Source organism: Pseudomonas sp. ADAK13, from assembly GCF_012935715.1.
GTDB lineage: Bacteria > Pseudomonadota > Gammaproteobacteria > Pseudomonadales > Pseudomonadaceae > Aquipseudomonas.
Window position 1 is genome coordinate 5,029,782 of sequence record NZ_CP052860.1, and the last position, 19,133, is coordinate 5,048,914.

At 61.3% G+C, this 19,133-nt stretch carries 18 protein-coding genes; 12 read left to right on the forward strand and 6 right to left on the reverse strand.

What is annotated here, in order from left to right; all coding sequences use genetic code 11:
- Positions 1-187 precede the first annotated feature (187 nt).
- Complete coding sequence (locus HKK54_RS23305) at positions 188-1,111, forward strand: ADP-ribosylglycohydrolase family protein (RefSeq protein ID WP_169387985.1); 924 nt, start codon at positions 188-190, stop codon at positions 1,109-1,111.
- A gap of 7 nt (positions 1,112-1,118) precedes the next feature.
- On the opposite strand, the gene rtcR is transcribed toward HKK54_RS23305, so the two are convergent.
- Entirely contained in the window at positions 1,119-2,726 is a 1,608-nt protein-coding gene (gene rtcR / locus HKK54_RS23310) for an RNA repair transcriptional activator RtcR (RefSeq protein WP_169387986.1), read from the reverse strand.
- A 203-nt stretch (positions 2,727-2,929) separates the two neighbouring features.
- Between rtcR and HKK54_RS23315 the strand changes: the two genes are divergently transcribed.
- From HKK54_RS23315 to HKK54_RS23335, 5 genes are all read left to right on the forward strand, one after another.
- Positions 2,930-4,480 (forward strand): vWA domain-containing protein, encoded by a 1,551-nt coding sequence (locus HKK54_RS23315; RefSeq protein WP_169387987.1) that lies wholly within the window; start codon positions 2,930-2,932, stop codon positions 4,478-4,480.
- A gap of 337 nt (positions 4,481-4,817) precedes the next feature.
- Positions 4,818-6,044, forward strand: coding sequence for an RtcB family protein (locus HKK54_RS23320; protein ID WP_010173547.1), 1,227 nt, complete (start codon positions 4,818-4,820; stop codon positions 6,042-6,044).
- A gap of 4 nt (positions 6,045-6,048) precedes the next feature.
- Positions 6,049-7,380 (forward strand): hypothetical protein, encoded by a 1,332-nt coding sequence (locus HKK54_RS23325; RefSeq protein ID WP_010173546.1) that lies wholly within the window; start codon positions 6,049-6,051, stop codon positions 7,378-7,380.
- A gap of 35 nt (positions 7,381-7,415) precedes the next feature.
- Positions 7,416-8,441 carry an RNA 3'-terminal phosphate cyclase gene (gene rtcA / locus HKK54_RS23330; protein ID WP_169387988.1) on the forward strand — a complete coding sequence of 342 codons (1,026 nt, stop codon included), beginning with the start codon at positions 7,416-7,418 and terminating at the stop codon, positions 8,439-8,441.
- A gap of 104 nt (positions 8,442-8,545) precedes the next feature.
- The gene (locus HKK54_RS23335; protein ID WP_169387989.1) at positions 8,546-9,502 is read left to right on the forward strand and encodes a Dyp-type peroxidase; all 957 of its coding nucleotides are present in this window, start codon (positions 8,546-8,548) and stop codon (positions 9,500-9,502) included.
- A 14-nt stretch (positions 9,503-9,516) separates the two neighbouring features.
- On the opposite strand, the gene HKK54_RS23340 is transcribed toward HKK54_RS23335, so the two are convergent.
- Entirely contained in the window at positions 9,517-10,386 is an 870-nt protein-coding gene (locus HKK54_RS23340) for an undecaprenyl-diphosphate phosphatase (RefSeq protein WP_010173540.1), read from the reverse strand.
- Positions 10,387-10,577: 191 nt separating this feature from the next.
- Between HKK54_RS23340 and HKK54_RS23345 the strand changes: the two genes are divergently transcribed.
- Positions 10,578-11,084 carry a GNAT family N-acetyltransferase gene (locus HKK54_RS23345; RefSeq protein ID WP_029616027.1) on the forward strand — a complete coding sequence of 169 codons (507 nt, stop codon included), beginning with the start codon at positions 10,578-10,580 and terminating at the stop codon, positions 11,082-11,084.
- A 4-nt stretch (positions 11,085-11,088) separates the two neighbouring features.
- On the opposite strand, the gene HKK54_RS23350 is transcribed toward HKK54_RS23345, so the two are convergent.
- A complete protein-coding gene (locus HKK54_RS23350; protein WP_010173536.1) occupies positions 11,089-12,045 on the reverse strand; it encodes a GlxA family transcriptional regulator in 957 nt (318 codons plus the stop codon).
- Between the two features lie 166 nt (positions 12,046-12,211).
- Here HKK54_RS23350 and HKK54_RS23355 point away from each other — a divergent pair, with 166 nt between their 5' ends.
- Both HKK54_RS23355 and HKK54_RS23360 read left to right on the forward strand, forming a co-directional pair.
- Positions 12,212-12,889 carry a type 1 glutamine amidotransferase domain-containing protein gene (locus HKK54_RS23355; protein WP_169387990.1) on the forward strand — a complete coding sequence of 226 codons (678 nt, stop codon included), beginning with the start codon at positions 12,212-12,214 and terminating at the stop codon, positions 12,887-12,889.
- A gap of 97 nt (positions 12,890-12,986) precedes the next feature.
- Positions 12,987-14,111 carry an alkene reductase gene (locus HKK54_RS23360; protein WP_169387991.1) on the forward strand — a complete coding sequence of 375 codons (1,125 nt, stop codon included), beginning with the start codon at positions 12,987-12,989 and terminating at the stop codon, positions 14,109-14,111.
- Between the two features lie 8 nt (positions 14,112-14,119).
- Here the strand turns inward: HKK54_RS23360 and HKK54_RS23365 are convergent, their stop codons facing one another.
- The gene (locus tag HKK54_RS23365) at positions 14,120-14,725 is read right to left on the reverse strand and encodes a glutathione S-transferase (protein WP_169387992.1); all 606 of its coding nucleotides are present in this window, start codon (positions 14,723-14,725) and stop codon (positions 14,120-14,122) included.
- 350 nt (positions 14,726-15,075) lie between these two features.
- On the opposite strand from HKK54_RS23365, the gene HKK54_RS23370 reads away from it, so the two are divergent.
- Positions 15,076-15,564: a hypothetical protein gene (locus HKK54_RS23370; protein ID WP_169387993.1), complete on the forward strand. Its 489-nt coding sequence runs from the start codon at positions 15,076-15,078 to the stop codon at positions 15,562-15,564.
- Between the two features lie 28 nt (positions 15,565-15,592).
- Here the strand turns inward: HKK54_RS23370 and HKK54_RS23375 are convergent, their stop codons facing one another.
- Positions 15,593-16,591 (reverse strand): NAD(P)H-quinone oxidoreductase, encoded by a 999-nt coding sequence (locus tag HKK54_RS23375; RefSeq protein ID WP_169387994.1) that lies wholly within the window; start codon positions 16,589-16,591, stop codon positions 15,593-15,595.
- Between the two features lie 176 nt (positions 16,592-16,767).
- Here HKK54_RS23375 and HKK54_RS23380 point away from each other — a divergent pair, with 176 nt between their 5' ends.
- Both HKK54_RS23380 and HKK54_RS23385 read left to right on the forward strand, forming a co-directional pair.
- Entirely contained in the window at positions 16,768-17,643 is an 876-nt protein-coding gene (locus HKK54_RS23380; protein ID WP_169387995.1) for a LysR family transcriptional regulator, read from the forward strand.
- Between the two features lie 107 nt (positions 17,644-17,750).
- The gene (locus tag HKK54_RS23385; protein ID WP_010173513.1) at positions 17,751-18,149 is read left to right on the forward strand and encodes a DoxX family protein; all 399 of its coding nucleotides are present in this window, start codon (positions 17,751-17,753) and stop codon (positions 18,147-18,149) included.
- A gap of 55 nt (positions 18,150-18,204) precedes the next feature.
- Here HKK54_RS23385 and HKK54_RS23390 read toward each other — a convergent pair whose 3' ends face one another.
- The gene (locus tag HKK54_RS23390) at positions 18,205-19,023 is read right to left on the reverse strand and encodes an alpha/beta fold hydrolase (RefSeq protein WP_010173511.1); all 819 of its coding nucleotides are present in this window, start codon (positions 19,021-19,023) and stop codon (positions 18,205-18,207) included.
- Positions 19,024-19,133: the final 110 nt, after the last annotated feature.

A 19,133-nucleotide genomic window follows, 5' to 3' on the forward strand; every position in this document is an offset into this window, starting at 1 on the left:
TCCTTTGCAGGGAGTGAGTGAGAAATGTCTGATCGAAAGGTCAGAAACAATTTCACACACTACCATCGGGAGGTTGGGGTAGGGGAGTGCTTGAGTAGGAAATTTCCCAGAGAAATGCGCGGCGCCCCACAGAGCAGGAAGCTCCGGTATGGTTCTCTGCTTGGGGTGTTATTTGTGAAAAGGAGTGATGTTGATGAAGCTTTCAGACCGTTACCGCGGCAGCCTGCTTGGCCTGGCGTGTGGTGATGCGGTAGGGACCACCGTTGAGTTCATGCGCCGTGGTTCGTTTGCTCCGGTTACCGATATGGTCGGTGGCGGCCCCTTCCAGCTTTTGCCGGGCCAGTGGACGGATGACACGTCCATGGCGCTGTGTCTGGCCGAAAGCCTGCTGCGCAAGAATGGTTTTGACGCTGCCGATCAGATGGGGCGTTATCTGAACTGGTGGAAGTGGGGCTATCTGAGCTCGACGGGGGAGTGTTTCGATATTGGTACGACGGTTCGTGATGCATTGGCGGAGTATCAGCTCAGCGGTGACCCGTTCGCAGGCTCTACGGACCCATACTCGGCGGGTAACGGGTCGATGATGCGCCTGGCTCCGCTGGTGCTGTTCTATTTTCCTGATGCCGAGCGGCTGAGTGAGTTCACCGTCGACAGTTCTCGCACTACCCATGGCGCGTTGGAGGCGATTGAGTGCTGCCTGGTATTGGCGGAGTGTATTGCGAACGCGCTGCGCGGAGATCCGAAAGCGCAGGTAGTGAAGGTGGACTATCTGAAGTTAAGCCAACCCAAAGTTGCCGACATTGCCAGCGGCCACTACCTCGATAAGGCGCGCAGCGACATCGTTGGTTCGGGTTACGCAGTGGCTTCGCTTGAGGCGGCGCTGTGGTGTTTTCATCACACCGACAGCTTTGCCGAAGCCGTTTTGGTCGCGACAAACCTGGGCGATGACGCCGACACCACTGCGGCAATCGTGGGGCAGTTGGCTGGCGCGTATTACGGTGTGCAAAGCATTCCGGCCGAGTGGTTGGACAAGTTGTGGCAGCGTGAAGATATTCAGGAAACTGCCGACGCGTTGTTTCAGGCTGCACAAACCCAGGCTGCCGCATTTTAGATATCCATCAGCCCTTCAACTCCGCCAACTGCTTCCAGTCAATCGAAAACCGCGCCAGGTATTTGCGCAATCGGTCGGCATCGTTCGGTTGCGCCTTGGCTTGTCGGGAGACGCCGAACAGGCGTCTCCCCGCATCGGAAATACTGTCGGACTGGTGGCAGATTTCGATCACGGCGTTGAGTTGCAACTGGTCGAACAGGTCCAGTTCGGTATCGACGCCCAGGCGTGACAGCCAATCGTTTTGCGGCGACTCCACGCCCCAGGCGTAGCGCAGTCGATCGATTTCTTCCTGGGTCTGGCTTTCGTCGATGCGCCCGCTGTCCGCCAGGGTGGCCATGCGCGTGATGGACGCCGACAGTTCGCGAAAGTTGCCCAGCCACGCCGCTTCGCTGGAGCAGGCAAAGGCGAGGTAACGCCGGCGTGCTTCCAGGTTGAAGCGCACCACCTGGCCTTGTTCGCGTGCATGGCGCTCCAGTTCGAAGTCGATGTTGGGCTCGATGTCTTCGCGGCGCCCGGCCAGGCCCGGCAGGTCGAAGGTCCAGAGGTTGATCCGGGCGTACAGGTCTTCGCGGAACAGCCCTTCGGCGACGCGGCCGCGCAGGTCGCGGTGGGTGCCGGCGATGATCAGGAAGTCGCTGGTGACTTCCTGGTCTCCGCCGAGGGGGAAGAAGCGTTTTTCTTCGACGGCCTTGAGCAGCATTGCCTGTTCGTCGAGCCCCAGTTCGCCAATCTCATCCAGGAACAACATGCCGCCATCCGCCGCGCGCAGCAAGCCATCGCGAGCGTTCTGGGCGCCGGTGAAGGCGCCTTTGATATGGCCGAACAGCGCCGACATCGCGCCATCGCCGCGCAAGGTGGCGCAGTTCACTTCGACAAAGCGCCCCTGGACTTGATGCCGGCTGCGCTTGAGTTCGTAGATGCGCCGCGCGAGGAATGACTTGCCGGCACCTGTTGGGCCGATCAGCAGCATCGGCGCTTTGGAGCGTACGGCCACACGTTCGATTTGTTCGATGGAGCGATTGAAGGCCGGGTTGCGGGTGGCGATTCCGGATTTGAGGAAGGCCAGGCTTTCCAGACGCTTGTGGGCGAAGCGCGATGCGATACGGTCGTAGCGTGACAGGTCGAGGTCGATCAGGGCATGGGTGCCGGTGGCGCGCTCTTCTTCGTTGCGACGGCGAGCCGGGGAGGTCTGGATCAAGCGGGCGGGCAGATAGCGCGCTTCCGTCAGCAGGAACCAGCAGATTTGCGCGACGTGGGTGCCGGTCGTGATGTGGACCAGGTAGTCCTCGTGGTCGGTATCGAAGTGGTAAGCGGCGGTGAAGTCGTGCAACGCGCCGTACACCTCCTCGAAATCCCAGGGGTTCTTCAGGTGCATCGGGTGCAGCCGCACCTCGGTTTCCGGCGAAACCTGCTGGATGTCGTCGCGGACTCGCTGAGCCAGGCTGACGTCGCGGGCATCGATGCCGTGAATCAGTTCGAGGCGATTAATCAGTACCTCTTGCTGCTGGCAGAGGCCCACGCTGGGACGCCAATGGTTCCAGCGGTTGGCACCTTTGCCGACCCGGTCGAGGGTTGAGCCGATAAAACCGATGGCAACGGTGCGTTTTTGACTCATGGTGATACCAAAATATATATGACGATATGTAAGGATAAGTAATTTGTGATGCGAATGTCACCGCTGCTGAGCGGTGAAATGACAATAATTAAAAATAACTATATAAAACAAATAGATAAAAAATTTCACGTTCAAAAAATAGAACTGGCATGGCGGCTGCAATAACTCTCGCAACGAAACACACAACAGAGCGAGACGCCACGATGGCCAACTCCCAGGTCTTCAACACCCAGCAGGCGAAACTGCCTGCATGCGACACCTTGAACGCTACACAGGTACCGGCTTATGCCTACAGTGCCAAGCACAAACTGGCCCAGTTGGCAGTCACCGGTTGCTTGAACCAGACCTTCCACGCCTCAGCTGAAAGCCAGCTGGACAGCGTATTGCAACTGGCCGGCGAGCTGGACAGCCGTTATGTCGCCAAGGTCGCGTGTTATGCCCGCCGCCAGGGCCACATGAAAGACATGCCGGCGTTGCTGTTGGCTGCATTGGTGGCCCAGCGTTCGGTGATGGTGCCGCAGGTGTTCGAGCAGGTCGTGGACAGCGGCAAGATGTTGCGCAACTTCGTGCAAATCCTGCGCAGCGGAGTGACCGGACGCAAATCCCTGGGTTCGCAGCCCAAACGCCTGGTACAGAACTGGTTGAACACCGCGACGGAGCGTCAGTTGTTGCAAGCCTCGGTGGGTAATCAACCGTCGTTGGCGGATGTGGTGAAAATGGTTCACCCCAAGCCCACTGAACCATGGCGTGAAGCGTTCTTCGCCTGGTTGATCGGGCGGCCAGTGGATGTACAGGCCTTGCCGGAGTTGACCCGGGCTTTGCTCGCCTTTCGTAGCGGTTCAAGCACCGAAGTACCGGCGGTACCGTTCCAGTTGCTTGGAAACGAGAAGCTCAGCAAGGAACAGTGGGCTGCCCAGGCCGATAACATGGGCTGGCAGGCGCTGCGCATGAACCTCAACACCTTTGCCCGCCAGGGCGCATTCGAGGTGCCAGGGTTTGCATGGCAAGTGGCAGCGCGATTGGCTGATGCAGAGGCGATCGCCAAGGCGCGGGTGTACCCGTACCAGCTGCTGGCGGCGTATCGGATGGCCGGAGATGACGTACCGGCGCGTGTGCGGGAGGCCTTGCAGGATGCTCTTGAGTTGTCCCTGGCCAACGTGCCGGTTTTGCAGGGTTCGGTAGTGGTTTGCCCTGATGTGTCGGGCTCGATGCACAGCCCGGTGACCGGTTACCGCGAGGGCGCCACGAGCGCTGTACGTTGCATCGATGTGGCGGCCTTGATTGGCGCCGCGATCTTGCGCAAGCAGCCGGACGCATGCTTGATGCCGTTTGAAAATCATGTGGTGGATATCCGGCTCAACCCGCGTGACAGTGTGATGAGCAATGCGAAGAAACTGGCAGCCATCGGCGGAGGCGGGACCAACTGTTCGGCGCCGCTGGCCAAGATAGCCGGCGCCAAAATGAAAGTGGACACGGTGATACTGGTGTCCGACAACGAGTCGTGGATTGACGCAAGGCGCCAGCGCGGTACCGAAACCATGCGCCAATGGGAGCTGATCAAACAGATCAACCCGCAAGCGCGGTTGGTGTGTATCGATATGCAGCCGGGCGCGACGACGCAGGCGGCGGACCGCCAGGACATTTTGAATGTAGGAGGCTTCAGTGATGCGGTATTTGATGTGATCGCACAGTTCGCCGAAGGGCGCTACGGTGCGCAACATTGGGTACGGGCGATTGAAGCAATGGAAGTTTGATTTCACTGGCGCTGAATGCCGACGGGACTACATCAAAAGACGTCTCGTCAACCCTTGTCAGCGTCAGTGACGGCACGAATGCCTGTGGCTGTACATCTCTGGTAAGCCGGTATGTTCCGGCGCTCAGTCACACTTTTTGTCGTGCCACCTTTTTACGATTTTGGCAGTGAATGCCACGGGTACTCCTTCGTGTCGCAGGTTCGATTCCTGCCCCGGCAACGGGTAGCTCAGTTGGTAGAGCAGCGTATCCGTGATCCCTTGTCACTGCCTACGGGCCTGGCCCATTTCTTCAAGGACTACGCCGCCTGAGTGTGGCGAATGGAAAAGAGTCGAGAACATGCAAGCACCTACTTTTCAACTGCTGGAAGTTGCCAACGGCAAGCCCATCAAACTCTGGACCCAAGGAGTGCCGGTGGAGCCGGAAGCTCGCCAGCAATTGATGAACACGGCGAAGATGCCGTTCATTTTCAAGCACCTTGCGGTGATGCCGGATGTGCATCTGGGCAAGGGCTCCACCATTGGCAGCGTGATACCCACCGTGGGCGCGATTATCCCGGCCGCCGTTGGCGTGGATATCGGCTGTGGCATGATCGCCGCGCGCACCTCGCTGACTGCCGCTGACCTGCCGGATAACCTCCATGGCCTGCGCTGCGCGATTGAAGCGGCGGTGCCCCATGGTCGCACCAGCGGGCGCAACGGGCGTGACAAGGGTGCCTGGGACAGTGTTCCGCAGCAGGCCGATGTTGCCTGGGCGGCATTGCATCCACGGTTCAAGACGATCACCGACAAGTACCCGAAGCTGCTGAAAACCAACAACCGCCAACACCTCGGGACGTTGGGCTCGGGTAACCACTTTGTCGAAGTCTGCCTGGATGAAGCCGACCGGGTCTGGTTCATGTTGCACAGCGGTTCCCGTGGTGTCGGCAATGCCATCGGCAACCTGTTTATCCAGTTGGCTCAAGAGGACATGCGTCAGCACATCGCCAACTTGCCGGATCGGGACCTGGCGTATTTCGAAGAGGGCAGTGAGCACTTCGATGATTATGTTGAAGCGGTTGGCTGGGCCCAGGACTTCGCCCGGCAGAACCGTGAGCTGATGATGCAGGCGGTGGTTCAGGCGACACGCAAGGTGATCCACAAACCGTTTGAAGTGGCGCTGGAGGCGGTGAACTGCCACCACAACTACGTGCAAAAAGAGCGGCATTTCGGCGAAGACATTCTGGTTACCCGCAAGGGTGCGGTGTCGGCCAAGAAGGGTGAGTTGGGGATTATTCCGGGCTCGATGGGCGCAAAAAGTTTCATTGTGCGCGGGCTGGGTAACGAAGAGTCGTTCTGTTCCTGCAGCCATGGTGCTGGCCGGACCATGAGCCGCACCAAGGCTAAAAACACCTTCACGGTGGCCGATCAGGTACGCGCAACGGCCCACGTGGAATGCCGCAAGGACGCCGCGGTAATCGATGAGATTCCGATGGCCTACAAGGACATCGACCAAGTGATGCATGCCCAGCGCGAGCTGGTGGAAGTGCTGCACACGTTGCGTCAGGTGGTATGCGTAAAAGGGTAAGACAATGAACAGCATGCAGGCGTTGGAGCGTTATCGGGCACTGGATCTCAAGCGTGCTGATGACGCTCAGAGGTATGTGCGGGAAGCTCTGGCCACCCAGGACGTAAAGGAAGCCTGGCTCACCCTTAGCAGGTTCGGTAATGGGTATGTCCGGGAAATAGCGGTTCGCGCGCTGGCTGGGTACGCCTCGCAGCAAGCCCTGGAGGCACTGCTGGAGCGCCTGAATGATTGGGTGCCGCAGGTTCGCGAGCAAGCGGTGCTGGGGGTTGAACGCTTCCTTGTAGAGGAGCGTGCCGAGTTGTGGTTGCAGGTATTGGGCGCGGTGCTGGCGTTGGCAGGAAAGGGCCGTGCTGACCACGACCTGACATTGTCCAAGGTGCGCCGTTTGTTGGTGGCGCAGCAGGTGCGGCCAGCTGCGCAAGCCGCATTTGTTGGCAGCCGTGGCAAGACGGCACGGTTTCTCTTTGAGCTGCTGCAGGATGGCTCACAGGAGTTGGTGGAGTTGGCGCTGGAGCATGCCGATGTGTCGGTTCGCCAGCGGGGCGTTGATGCCAGTGCTGGTCTGCCGGCAGCTCAGGCGTTGCCTTTGCTCGAAAAGGCGATGAGCGACTCTGCCGCCAGCGTACGGGTCATGGTGCTGCGCAGGTTGCTGACGTTGCTCCAGGACCCGCGCGAATACCTGCGCAATGCACTGCTGGAGGCGTCGCCGGCTATGCGCTCGTTGGCAAGATGGGCAGCCCATCGCTGGCAGCTGGATTGTCGTGAAGTGCTGTTGGCGCGGCTGAGTGCAGAACCTGCGCAGACTCGTCGCGAATGGCTGGGACTGATCGGGCTGGTCAAGGACCTGAACGAGGTCTCGGTTGACGAGATGATAGTGCCGGCTTTCATGTCGCCATCGCCGCATGTCCGGCAGCTGGTGCTTGAAGCGCTGGGTGATCGCGGCCTGGCGTTGCAACTCCGGGCCCTCGACGACTCCTCGGCGAAGGTCTTCAGATGTGCAGTGGCGCTCCTGAACCAGCAGTCGTGGGCGGTTATCGATGGCGCGGTGGAGGCGCTGCTGGATAGTCAGTGGTACGCGTTGCCGGACGATCGTCGGCGAGCGCTGTTAGGGCTCAAGCCGCTATGGAGGCAGCTTGAGTACTTGCTGGAGCGTTTTGCGCGGTCGTCGAGTGATTCGGCCTACTGGCTGGAGAGGGTGAGCGCCTGGTGTGATGAGCAATACACCCTGGTCGATCCGCAAACGCCCAAGGCAGTACGCGATGCCTTGTTGATGCAGGTCCAGCAATTAGAGGGCGGTGAGTTGCTGCCTCCTGGGACTTCAAGACGGCTGCACTGAAAGAAACGCTGGAGCACTACGCATAAGGAATGGATATGAACCAGGATGTGATCGAGTTGGACGGCGCCATGGGCGGCGGCCAAGTGTTGCGTAGCGGCCTGAGCCTGTCGATGGTGACCGGGCGTACGCTGCGGATTAAAAATATTCGCGCCAGGCGCAGTCGGCCAGGGCTGTTGCGTCAGCACTTGACGGCAGTGCTGGCCGCCGCCGAGGTATGTGGCGCGCGGGTCGAAGGTGCTGAACTGGGTTCCCAGGCGTTGCTGTTCGAGCCGGGGCGGATCCAGGGTGGGGACTATACGTTCTCTATCGGTACGGCCGGCAGTTGCACCCTGGTATTGCAGACGTTGCTGCCGGCATTGCTGCTGGCTCTGCAGCCCAGCCGTGTCAGCATTTGCGGCGGCACCCACAACCCGATGGCGCCTCCGGTGGATTTCCTTGAGCGTGCCTGGTTGCCGCAACTGCGTCGGATGGGCGCCCGGGTCGAGCTGACGCTGGTGCGTCATGGCTTTGTACCGGCTGGCGGTGGCGAGCTTGTGGCATTTATACATCCAGGCGCATTGATGCCATTGCACCTCACTGAGCGGGGTGAATTGAAGGGCGCCTGTGCCACCGCGTTGAGTGCCGGGCTGCCCGTTCACGTCGCCGAGCGCGAGCTGGGACGTGTTCGTCAGCGGTTGTCCATCAGCCCGGAGCAGTTGCGCGCGGTGAATCTTGATCCGGAGCACGGGCCGGGCAATGTCCTGTTGTTGGAATATGCTCATGCGCACGTCACCGAAGTGTTCAGTGCCTTTGGCCAGGCGCGATTGCGAGCAGCGGCGGTAGCCGACCAGGCTATCGAGCAGGCGCTCGAGTGGCTTGCCAGTGAAGCGGTCGTTGCCGAGCATCTGGCCGACCAGCTATTGCTGCCGATGGCACTTGCCGGCGGCGGCAGTTTCACCACGCTGCGGATGACCGAGCACTTGCAGAGCAACATGGCGGTGATCCAGCGGTTTTTGCCGGTGGTTATTGAATGCCACGATCACGGCCCTCAATTGCTGAGGATTGAATGCCGGGCGCTGTAGCCCGGCAAACGGGACCGCTCTCTAAGCGCTGAGCCGCGACCGTCCGTCTTCTGTCTGCTAATCTGCCGTCGTTGAAATCTCGACCGCCACCCGTGGACCTCTCAATGACTACGCCAACCGATCAGAACCTTGAACCCCAATCCGTCTGCAGCCCGATCACCAGCAGCGCCATTTTCATGGTCGCGACCCTGGCTCCCGGCAGCGATTCAGCCGAGGCGGTACGCAGCTGGTGTGGCGACATTGCTGGCCTGGTGCGTTCGGTCGGCAAGCGCGTTCCGGCCGGCAACCTGTCGTGTGTCGCAGGTTTTGGCTCAAAGGCGTGGGACGCGCTGTTCGGCAGCCCGCGTCCGGCGGCGTTGCATCCGTTCAAGGAAGTGGGCGTGGCCGGGCGGCTGGCACCCGCCACGCCGGGCGATATCCTGCTGCACATTCGCGCCGATCAAATGGACCTGTGTTTTGAATTGGCCACGCAGTTGATGGCCGCGCTGGGCGATGCGGTGACGGTGGTGGATGAGGTCCAGGGTTTCCGCTACTTCGACATGCGCAGCATTATCGGTTTTGTCGACGGTACCGAGAACCCGGTCGGGCGCAAGGCGGTGGGTTTCACCATTGTCGGTGATGAGGACCCGGCGTTCAGCGGCGGCAGCTATGTGCTGGTACAGAAGTACCTGCACAACATGCAGGCCTGGAACGCATTGTCGGTCGAGGCGCAGGAGCGGGTGATCGGGCGCACGAAGCTGTCGGACATCGAACTCGACGATGCGGCCAAGCCGACCAACTCCCACAGTGCGCTGACCACCATCACCAAGGACGGAGAGGAAGTGAAGATCCTGCGGGACAACATGCCGTTTGGCCGGCCGGGTGCAGGGGAGTTTGGGACGTACTTCATTGGCTACGCGCGGTCGCCGGAGCCTTTGGAATTGATGCTGGAGAACATGTTTGTCGGTCGACCTGCCGGCAACTATGACCGCCTGCTGGACTTCAGCACGGCGGTCACCGGTGGCCTGTTCTTCATACCGTCAGCCGATTTGCTTGAAGAACTGGCCGACCGCGCACCGTAGGAGCACGCTCGCTCCTACAGGAACCCGGTGCTCACCGCGACAATCAGGAACACCCCCAGCACCGCGCGGTAAATCACGAACGGCCAGGTGGAGAACCGCTCCAGGAATTTCATCAGGCCCCAGATCGCGAAGAACGCCGAGACGCTGGCAACCACCAGGCCGAAGATCAGGTGCGGCCAGGCGTGGGCGGGCAGTTCGGCGTGGAACAGCACCCACAGCTCCTTCAAGCCCGCCAGGGCGATCGCCGGCAAGCCCAGCAGGAACGAAAACCGCGCGGCTTCTTCACGCTTGAAGTTGAGGAACAGGGCGGCGGTCAGGGTCGAGCCCGAGCGGGAAACCCCCGGAATCAATGCGCCAATCTGCGCAACTCCGACGATCAGTGCATCCCGCAGGCGCATTTCGCCTACCGTGCGCTTATGCCTGGCGCTGAGTTCAGCCGCCGCCAACAGCGCCGCCATCACCAGGCAGGAAATCCCGATCACCATCAGCCCGCGCAACGGCGAGTTGCACGAGTTGAGCGTCGACGACAAGGCAATCCCGGCGATACCAATCGGAATCGTCGCCAATACAATGGCCACCGCCAGCTTGAACCACTGGTTGTTGTAGTCACCCTGGCGCACTGCGCTGATGCTGCCGACCGTGACCTGGCGCACGTCCTTCCAGAAGTAACTGACCACGGCCGCCAGTGCGGCCAACTGCATCGCCGCGGAAAATGCCGAGCCGGGATCCGGCCAGCCGAGCAGGGCGGGCACGATGCGCATGTGGGCGGTGGAAGACACGGGCAACAATTCGGTGATGCCTTGAATGATGCCCAGGAAGCCGATTTGCAGGTAATCCAGGGACGCAAAGCCCACATCGAGGCCGCTGGTGCAGACGTTTGTCAAAGTACTTATCCTGAAAACAAGGGGGGAGGAAGTGCTGCGGAGTTTAGTCTAACTTTGTAATAGTTTTGTCGTTGACAAGAGAAAATCACGATCGGTTCAGCAAGCAGAAAGCTTGGCCGATGTATTGGCATTGCCGCTGGCTTTTGTTGACAATGGCGCCCTGTTTTTTTGCCGAGATGCCCATGCCTGCAATCCCCGATACCACCGTCGAATTGATCGAGACCGGCCCTGAACACGCCGCGCTGATCGCCAACCTCTACCAGTTCTACGCCTACGAGTCCTCGGACTGGGAACAGGAAGACGTCGAGGTGGACGGCCGCTTCTACATTCACGAAGAACACCTGGCCCGCTACTGGGAAGACCCGCAGTGGAGCGCCAACCTGCTGCTGGTCGACGGCTTTATCGCAGGCTTCCTGCTGATCGAAGGCAGCGAATTGCCGGGAATCGACGCACTGGAACTGGCCGACCTGTTCATCTTGAAACGCTACCGCCGCAAGGGCATTGGCCGCGCCATCGCCACCCAAGTGTTGAGCAGTGGCGAGGCGAATTGGCTGGTGCGGTTCTATGACCAGGATGAAGTGAGCCAGGCCTTCTGGCGGACGGTGCTGGATAACCTGCCACGCCCGGTGCAGGCCATCGAGCTGGATGATGAGCCGAACCTGCTGAGCTTCCTGGTGACCCGGGCCGCCCTGCACTAATCCGTCAGCTGAATGCTGCGCCAGCCCCTGCACTGAACAACGCTGCCTGCATCGCCTGTGGCGGCTGGCCGAACGCCCGCAGAAATGCCTGGCGCATGCGCTCGCGATCACCGAACCCGGTCTCGCGGGCGACCACTTCCACTGGATGCCGGCTGGTCTCCATCATCGCCCGGGCGGCTTCCACCCGCAGGGACTCGATGGCTTTGGCCGGGGTTTGCCCGGTTTCCTCGCGGAACACCCGGCTGAATTGGCGCGGGCTGAGCCTGGCGACAGCCGCGAGGGCTTCGACGGAAAGGTCGTGGGTCAGGTTCTCCCGGGCGTAGGCCAGGGCCAGTTGCACGCGGTCAGATTTGGGGTCCAGTTCCAGCAGCGCTGAGAGTTGCGACTGCTCGCTGCCGCGCCGCTGGGCAATCACCAGCTTGCGCGCGATGCGCCGGGCGAGGTCGCTGCCCAGGTCGTTCTCGACCATGGCCAGTGCCAGGTCCACCCCGGCGCTCATCCCGGCGCCGGTCCAGATCTGGCCGTCGACCACAAACAGCTTGTCTTCCTCCAGCCGAATCTGCGGGTAACGCTTGCGAAAAGCCGGTGCGTGCAGCCAGTGGGTGGTTGCGCGCTTGCCCTCCAGCAATCCGGCCTCGGCCAGTACGAAGATGCCCATGCACAGCGAAGCAATTCGCCGCGACTGCTTCGAGGCCGCCTGGACCAGCGTCGGCAGGCTGGCGTCAGGCAGTTGGAACTCCAGGTAACCGCTGACGATCAATGTGTCATAGCCCTCGGGGCGGATCGGCGTGCTGTTCACCGAGAAGCCCTGGGACGTCATGATCGGGCCGCCATTCTCCGACACCAGGTGAAACTCATACGCCTGCTCGCCCCGCAGCAGATTCGCGCACTCGAACACCGAGCCCAGGCTAAGGCTGAGGGATTGAAAGTTCGGGTAAACCATCAGCGCAATGCTGTGCATCTCATTTCTCCAGGGGGCGCGGAGCGGTGATTGTCGGCGTGTACCGGGTAAACGGCAACCGGCTTGGCGCAATGTCCGGAATCCTTGCGGACATGACATTGTGCGGTATTGGCCCGGCTCCTAAGCTTCACTCCATTCCAACCACATCACCCCGAGGCACTGGCACATGAAAGTATTGATGGTTTTGACTTCTCACGACCAGCTTGGCAACACCGGCCGTAAGACCGGGTTCTGGCTCGAAGAATTTGCTGCACCGTACTACGCGTTCAAGGACGCCGGGGCCGACGTGACCCTGGCCTCGCCAGCCGGTGGGCAACCGCCGCTGGACCCGGTCAGTGACCTGCCGGACTCTCAAACCGACCAGACCCGCCGTTTCGCCACCGACCCGGCGGCGCAACAGGCCCTGGCGACTACCGTGAAGCTGGAGTCGGTCAACGCCGGCGACTTCGACACCGTGTTCTACCCAGGCGGCCACGGCCCGCTGTGGGACCTGGCAGAGTCGAAAACCTCCATCGCCCTGATCGAAGCCTTCGAACGAGCCGGCAAGCCCATCGGCTTTGTCTGCCACGCCCCGGGCGCACTGCGTCACGTCAAGGCCGTCAACGGCGAGCCGCTGGTCAAGGGCCGGCGTGTCACTGGCTTCTCCAACTCCGAAGAGGCGGCGGTTGGCCTGACCGACGTGGTGCCATTCCTGATCGAAGATGATTTCAAGGCGCTGGGCGGCAAGTACGAGAAGGGTGCCGACTGGCAGTCCTTTGTGATTGAAGATGGCCTGCTGGTCACCGGGCAGAATCCTGCCAGTTCAAGCGACGTTGCCAAAGCGCTGTTGAAGCTCACCGCGTAACCCGCTAACCCCCCCAAAAAAGCAAGTTGCTGGCGGCTCCCCTGACCGGGAGCCGGCAGCTTCTGCTCGCCTGACATTTACCTCTGGAATTCCCCTCATGAGTAACCGCGCTTTAGGTACCCCGATCAAACTGGGGCGCCACACCCTGAAAAACCGCATCGTCCTGCCGCCGCTCACGCGCCAGCGAAGCGCCCAGCCCGGCGACATCGCCACAGACTTGATGGCCGTCTATTACCGCCAGCGTGCCACGGCCGGGTTCATGGTCAGCGAGGGCACGCAAATCGAGCCCCGCGGCCAGGGTTATGCCTGGACCCCGGGCATCTACACCCCGGCGCAGATCGACGGCTGGCGCACAGTGACCGATGCGGTGCATGCCGAAGGCGGGGTGATCTTCGCCCAGCTTTGGCACGTGGGCCGCGTGTCCCATCCGGACCTGCAACCTGACGGCGCAGCCCCGGTCGCGCCTTCGGCGATCCAGCCGCAGCAAGTCAAGGCGTTCATTGAAACCGGGCCGGGCACCGGCGAGTTGGTACAGCCGCCACAGCCTCGCGCGTTGGCGACCGCTGAGGTCAAGGCGCTGGTTGGGCTTTACGTCCAGGCTGCAAAAAATGCATTGGCCGCCGGGTTTGATGGCGTGGAAATTCATTCGGCCAACGGCTACCTGGTCAACCAGTTCATCTCGGCGCATTCCAACCAGCGCGACGATGAGTACGGCGGCTCGCTGCACAATCGCCTGCGGTTCCTGCGGGAAATCGTCGAGGCGGTGGCCGACGTGGTCGGCCCGGAACGCCTGGGTGTGCGTTTTGCGCCCTTATTCAGTGGCACCGATCAGGACCGGGTCTACATCGGGCTGGTCGAGGAAGACCCGCATCACACCTACATCGAAGCGATCAAAGTGCTCGAAGCCGCCGGCATTGCCTACGTGTCCATTGCCGAGGCCGACTGGGACAACGCGCCCGAGCTGCCCGAGGCGTTCCGCCGCGCGGTGCGCGACACCTTCACCGGTCGCATCATCTACGCCGGCCGCTACACCGCAGAGCGCGGCGTGCGGCTGGTCGAGGCGGGGTTGGCAGACCTGATTGCGTTTGGTCGGCCATACATTGCCAACCCCGACTTGCCCCAGCGCCTTCTCAACGGTTGGCCACTGAACCCGTTAAATGCTGCCGGCCTGTATGGCGGCACGGAAGTGGGCTTCACCGATTACCCGGTGTACGCCGGGTAATCACTCGCTTACTCGATCGGGTACTTGCGGAACGCCGGATGCTGCTCGGCAAGTGCCGCGTGGCGCTGCAAGTGGGGGAACGCCTCGGCCTTGACCACGTCCGCGATCTTGAGCTGGCTGAACGACCAGGCGACCGCCGCCGTCAGGCTCGCCTGGTTCAGTGGCGCCTCGCTGTCGCGCTCGGCCACCCGCGCTTCCAATAGCGAATAAGCCGCCAGCAGTTGCCCGGTCACGCGGTCGATCCACGGCTGATGCAGCTTTTCGGCGGGTCGCAGGTGATGCTCGTAAACGATCTGCACGGTTTTTTCGCACGCGGCCAGCGCCAGGCCGATCACCTGCAGATCCTTGGCAAGCGCTGCTGCCTGTGAGGGCAACAGCTTGCTGCCGGCCGGTGCCAGGGCTTCCAGGTAGTCGAGGATCAGGCCCGAATCCATCAGCACCGTCCCGTCGTCGAGCACCAGCGTCGGCGCCTTGACCACCGGGTTGATCCTGGAAAACTCTTCGAAGGTGCTGAACACCGACAGTGCCTGGTGTTCAAACGCGGCACCGTACAGTTCCAGGGAAATGGCCACGCGGCGCACGTAGGGCGAGTCCAGCATACCGACCAGTTTCATGAAGCCTCCATTTACCGCAGTGTTAAATCCAGATGACTTTGTCGGGCGACTTACCCTCGTAATATCTATCTTTTTTATCATGAAAGGTTAGCCACGCTTACATGAATGTTTTCCCACCCTTGACCGCGTTGCGCAGTCTCGAAGCCACCTCCAGGCTTGGGAGTGTGACACTGGCCGCCACGGGAGCATTGGGCGAACAAGCAGCGGGCATTTTCCGAGGGGGTGTTCGCCCAGGTGGAGGCCTACCTGCGTGATGTGCCCGTGAAAACTGGACAGAATGATGGCTAATTACTAGCTTTATGGCCTAAGGCCGGCACTGAGACCTGCCTCTTACAAGGAACGTAAATGCCATGGAAAGACCCATTGAAGTAAAGCGTGCCATTCAGTGCATGTTGCTTAGTTTTGCACTCGGGATTGTATCGATCCTGATGGACCTGCCCCGCCTGGAGATGCAAGGGCTCACCCTCGGGATGGCGTTTGTGGCGGCGTTGCTGGTATCGATTTTTCCGCTGATTGTTCTCTACAACGTTTACAAGGGCCGGGACTGGGCGCGAATCATTTTTACGATAATGATTGTGGCCGGATCCATATCGACCCTTTCAAGTATTCCTGATCAGATCGTGCGCTCACCGTTGATCGGCATGATCCTTAGCCTTCAGACACTTTTACAGTTTTTTGCCGTGTGGCTTCTGTTTACCTGGCCGGGCAAAGGTTGGTTCATGAAGAACAAACTGCTGATTCATACGAGCGTGCGACGCGTCCAGCCGGGCGATTCACCGCCCGGCGAGGCGGACGCGTCGGGCGGTGTTGACGGCTTGGTGACTGAGGACCGCCGGTGAGGTTATAAACCGTTTTTCTCCCTGTTTCTCAATCCACCCGCAACACAATCTTGCCGATATGATCACCACCTTCCATCCGCGCATGGGCCTGCGCGGCGTCGGTGTAGGCGTACACCTTGTCGATCATCGGCAGGCAACGCCCGGCCGACAACACTGGCCACACGTGTTTGCGCAACTGCGCGGCAATCGCGGCTTTTTCTTCCCGGGTGCGGGAGCGCAACAGCGAGCCGGTGACGATTGCGCGTTTGCCGAGGATCGCCAGCAGGTCGATATCCTTGGCGCGGGCACCGCCGAGGAAACCCAGCATCACCAGTCGACCTTCCATGGCCAGGGCGCTGATGTTGTCGTTCAGGTAGGAGCCACCCATGATGTCGAGGATCACGTCGACGCCCTTGCCAGCGGTTTTGTCAGCGATGACCTCGGCGAAATGCTGTTCACGGTAGTTGATCGGTTCGGCGCCCAGCTCACGGATGGCTGCGCATTTTTCTGCACTGCCGGCGGTGGCGAACGCTTCGATACCCAACTCGCGGCAGAGCATCAGCGCGGTGGTGCCGATGCCGCTGGTGCCGCCATGGATCAATACGCGCTGGCCTTTGTGCGCGCCGCCGATGCCAAACAGGTTGGCCCACACGGTGAAGAAGGTTTCCGGGATCGCTGCTGCCTGAATCCACTCCATGCCGGCGGGAATCGGCAAGGTCTGGCTCGCGGGCACTGCGCAGTACTGCGCATAACCGCCGCCATTGGTCAGGGCGCACAACTTGTCGCCCACTGCGTACTCGCTGACGCCGTCGCCCAGCGCGACCACCACACCGGCCACTTCCAGCCCGGGGATCGGGCTCATGCCGGGTTTCATCGGGTAGGTGCCGGCGCGTTGCAGGGCGTCCGGGCGATTGACGCCGGCGGCGTGTACGCGGATCAGCACTTCGCCGGGGCCGGCAACGGGCATGGGTTCCTGGCGAGGCTTCAGAACCTCGGGGCCGCCGGGGGTGGTGATTTCGATCAGGGTCATTTCGTGGGGCAAAGTCATTTGAGTGCACCTGTAGCAATGAACGTATGGGTTGGGACCGCACCCAGTGAAGGGCGGTTCAGCACGTTGGCGATCCTGAGGATTTTCTCTGGTGCCCAGCATATCCCTGATAAGTGATGCAATTATGCTGCGATTACACGTCACGATGATGCATAAATGCATCACAGGGGGAAGCCATGAACTGGGATGACGCGCGGGTGTTCCTCGCGGTGTGCCGCGAGTCCACGTTACGGGGGGCCGCCCGGGTGCTGGGTGTGGATCAGGCCACGGTCGGGCGGCGGGTCAACGCCCTGGAAAAGTCCTTGAACGCGACGTTGTTCCTGCGCACCTCCGAGGGCTATGCGCTGACGGCCGTGGGTGAAGCCGCCTTGCAATCGGTGGAGAACATGGAGCGCTCGGCGCTGGACCTGGAGCGTCAGGTGCTGGGCCTGGACGACCGCCTGACGGGCACCGTGCGGGTGACCACCACCGATTCCCTGGCCATCGACTTCTTGATCCCGGCCATCGCCCGGCTGCACGACACGCACCCTGACGTGCGCGTGCAGATGGATGCTTCGACCCAGTTCCTTAACCTGGCCAAACGCGAAGCCGACATCGCCGTGCGCAACACCCGCCCCGACAACCCGGACCTGATCGCCCGGCGCATCGCGCGCTGGCCGGTGGGGTTGTTTGCCTCGCAGGGCTATCTCGACCGCCACGGCGAGCCGGAACCGGGCAGCCTGTTCGAGGGCCACGACCTGGTGGTCTATCAGCCGCATCTGCACAGTCAAAAAGACCTGACCCTGGTTTCCGAGCCCCTGGGGCGTGGGCGCATTGTCGCGGCCTTGAGTTCCAGCCTGCTGGTGCGCCGGTCCATTGCCGCCGGGCTCGGCATCGGTGAAATTCCGCTGATTTCCGGTGAGCGGGACGGGCTGGTACGTCTGTGGCCGGACCGCACCCGGCCGTTGCCCTACGATGTGTGGCTGGTGACCCATGCCGACTTGCGCCATACCGCGCGGGTGCGGGTGGTGATCGACGAGATCGTCGCCGGGTTTGCCGGCACGGGCGAGTGAGGTGTCAGGTCAGCACATCGCTGCAATTTCCGCGGCGTCCGTGGCCGCACAATCGGCTCCGGTTCCGGCCTGAAAAGGCCGGTGTAAGTCACGGGCACAGGTCGCTTATGAACGCATCACAACGGGATGAACGGGCACGGGATTTCGGGCTGCTGTTTTTGCGGGTCAGCGGGGGATTGTTCCTGCTGTGGGTCCATGGCCTGCCCAAATTGCTGGACTATGGCGAACAGTTGAAGGTGATCGAGGATCCCTTTCACGTGGGGGCGAGCGTGACACTGTTGCTGGCGATCTTCGCTGAAGTACTCTGCCCGCTGTTGATTGTTGCCGGGGTGCTGGTGCGCCTGGCGTGCTTGCCGATTCTGGCCGTACTGCTGGTGGCGTTGCTGGTGGTGCATCCCGAGTGGTCGTTATTTGAGGGACAGTTTGGCTGGCTGTTGTTGATCCTGTTTACCAGCATTCTGATCGCAGGGCCGGGGCGTCTGGTGCTCAGCCAGCGTGTTGGCTGAATAAAAAAAGGCCGGGCAAGCCCGGCCAAAATAAGGAGAAGAGGGTCCAGCTGCTTCAGCGGCTCAGGAATGCCAGCAGGTCTTCGTTCAACTGCTGGGTGTGAGTGGCCGCGAAGCCGTGTGGCGCATCCTTGTAAACCTTCAGCTCAGCGCCCTTGATCATCTCGGCAGCCACCTTGCCGGTGGTTTCGAACGGTACGATCTGGTCGCCATCGCCGTGGATGACCAGGGTCGGCACGTCGATCCTGGCCATGTCCGGGCGGAAGTCGGTTTCCGAGAACACGGTGACGCAGTCCACGGTGGACTTGAGCGAGGCGAGCAGGGCGATCTGCAAGGTCTGGGTCAGCACGCCGTCGGAGACTTTCTGGCCCTTGTTGATGCCATAGAACGGCGTGTTGAAGTCCGAGATGAACTGCGCGCGGTCCTTCAGCAGGCCGACCTTGATGCCATCGAACACCGCCGTGGGAACGCCTTGCGGGTAGTCGGCTTTCTGGCCGAACAGTGGCGTCACTGCCCCCAGCAAAACCAGGCCGGCCACGCGCGCGCTGCCATGGCGTGCAATATAGCGGGCGACGTCGCCACCGCCCATGGAGAAGCCCACCAGGGTCACGTCTTGCAGGTCCAGGTGGTTGATCAGTTCGGCAATATCGTCGGCGAAGGTGTCGTAGTCGTTACCGGTCCAGGGCTGGTCCGACCGGCCAAACCCGCGGCGGTCAAACGCGAGGGTGCGGTAGCCGCGGCTGCTCAGGTATTCCATCTGGTATTCCCACATGTCGGCGTCCAGCGGCCAGCCGTGGCTGAACAGCACGGGCTTACCGCTGCCCCAGTCCTTGAAGTAGATTTCGGTACCGTCTTTGGTGAGGAAGGTGCTCATGGAAACTCCTTGAGTGCGCGCCTGATCGGCATGCATGGGTGGGGATCAAAGACAAAGGCTGACTATTGCCGAAAAGCCCGGGGCGAGCTTGTACGGGTGTGCTTGGTTGG

Bases quoted from the DNA above. Each gene is read 5' to 3' on its own strand.
- HKK54_RS23385 (WP_010173513.1), top strand. From the start codon at position 17,751: ATGAACGCATCACAACGGGATGAACGGGCACGGGATTTCGGGCTGCTG.
- HKK54_RS23350 (WP_010173536.1), bottom strand. From the start codon at position 12,045: ATGCACAGCATTGCGCTGATGGTTTACCCGAACTTTCAATCCCTCAGC.
- HKK54_RS23380 (WP_169387995.1), top strand. From the start codon at position 16,768: ATGAACTGGGATGACGCGCGGGTGTTCCTCGCGGTGTGCCGCGAGTCC.
- HKK54_RS23325 (WP_010173546.1), top strand. From the start codon at position 6,049: ATGAACAGCATGCAGGCGTTGGAGCGTTATCGGGCACTGGATCTCAAG.
- HKK54_RS23375 (WP_169387994.1), bottom strand. From the start codon at position 16,591: ATGACTTTGCCCCACGAAATGACCCTGATCGAAATCACCACCCCCGGC.
- HKK54_RS23315 (WP_169387987.1), top strand. From the start codon at position 2,930: ATGGCCAACTCCCAGGTCTTCAACACCCAGCAGGCGAAACTGCCTGCA.
- HKK54_RS23320 (WP_010173547.1), top strand. From the start codon at position 4,818: ATGCAAGCACCTACTTTTCAACTGCTGGAAGTTGCCAACGGCAAGCCC.
- HKK54_RS23335 (WP_169387989.1), top strand. From the start codon at position 8,546: ATGACTACGCCAACCGATCAGAACCTTGAACCCCAATCCGTCTGCAGC.
- HKK54_RS23305 (WP_169387985.1), top strand. From the start codon at position 188: ATGTTGATGAAGCTTTCAGACCGTTACCGCGGCAGCCTGCTTGGCCTG.
- rtcR (WP_169387986.1), bottom strand. From the start codon at position 2,726: ATGAGTCAAAAACGCACCGTTGCCATCGGTTTTATCGGCTCAACCCTC.
- HKK54_RS23365 (WP_169387992.1), bottom strand. From the start codon at position 14,725: ATGAAACTGGTCGGTATGCTGGACTCGCCCTACGTGCGCCGCGTGGCC.
- HKK54_RS23390 (WP_010173511.1), bottom strand. From the start codon at position 19,023: ATGAGCACCTTCCTCACCAAAGACGGTACCGAAATCTACTTCAAGGAC.
- HKK54_RS23355 (WP_169387990.1), top strand. From the start codon at position 12,212: ATGAAAGTATTGATGGTTTTGACTTCTCACGACCAGCTTGGCAACACC.
- HKK54_RS23360 (WP_169387991.1), top strand. From the start codon at position 12,987: ATGAGTAACCGCGCTTTAGGTACCCCGATCAAACTGGGGCGCCACACC.
- rtcA (WP_169387988.1), top strand. From the start codon at position 7,416: ATGAACCAGGATGTGATCGAGTTGGACGGCGCCATGGGCGGCGGCCAA.
- HKK54_RS23370 (WP_169387993.1), top strand. From the start codon at position 15,076: ATGGAAAGACCCATTGAAGTAAAGCGTGCCATTCAGTGCATGTTGCTT.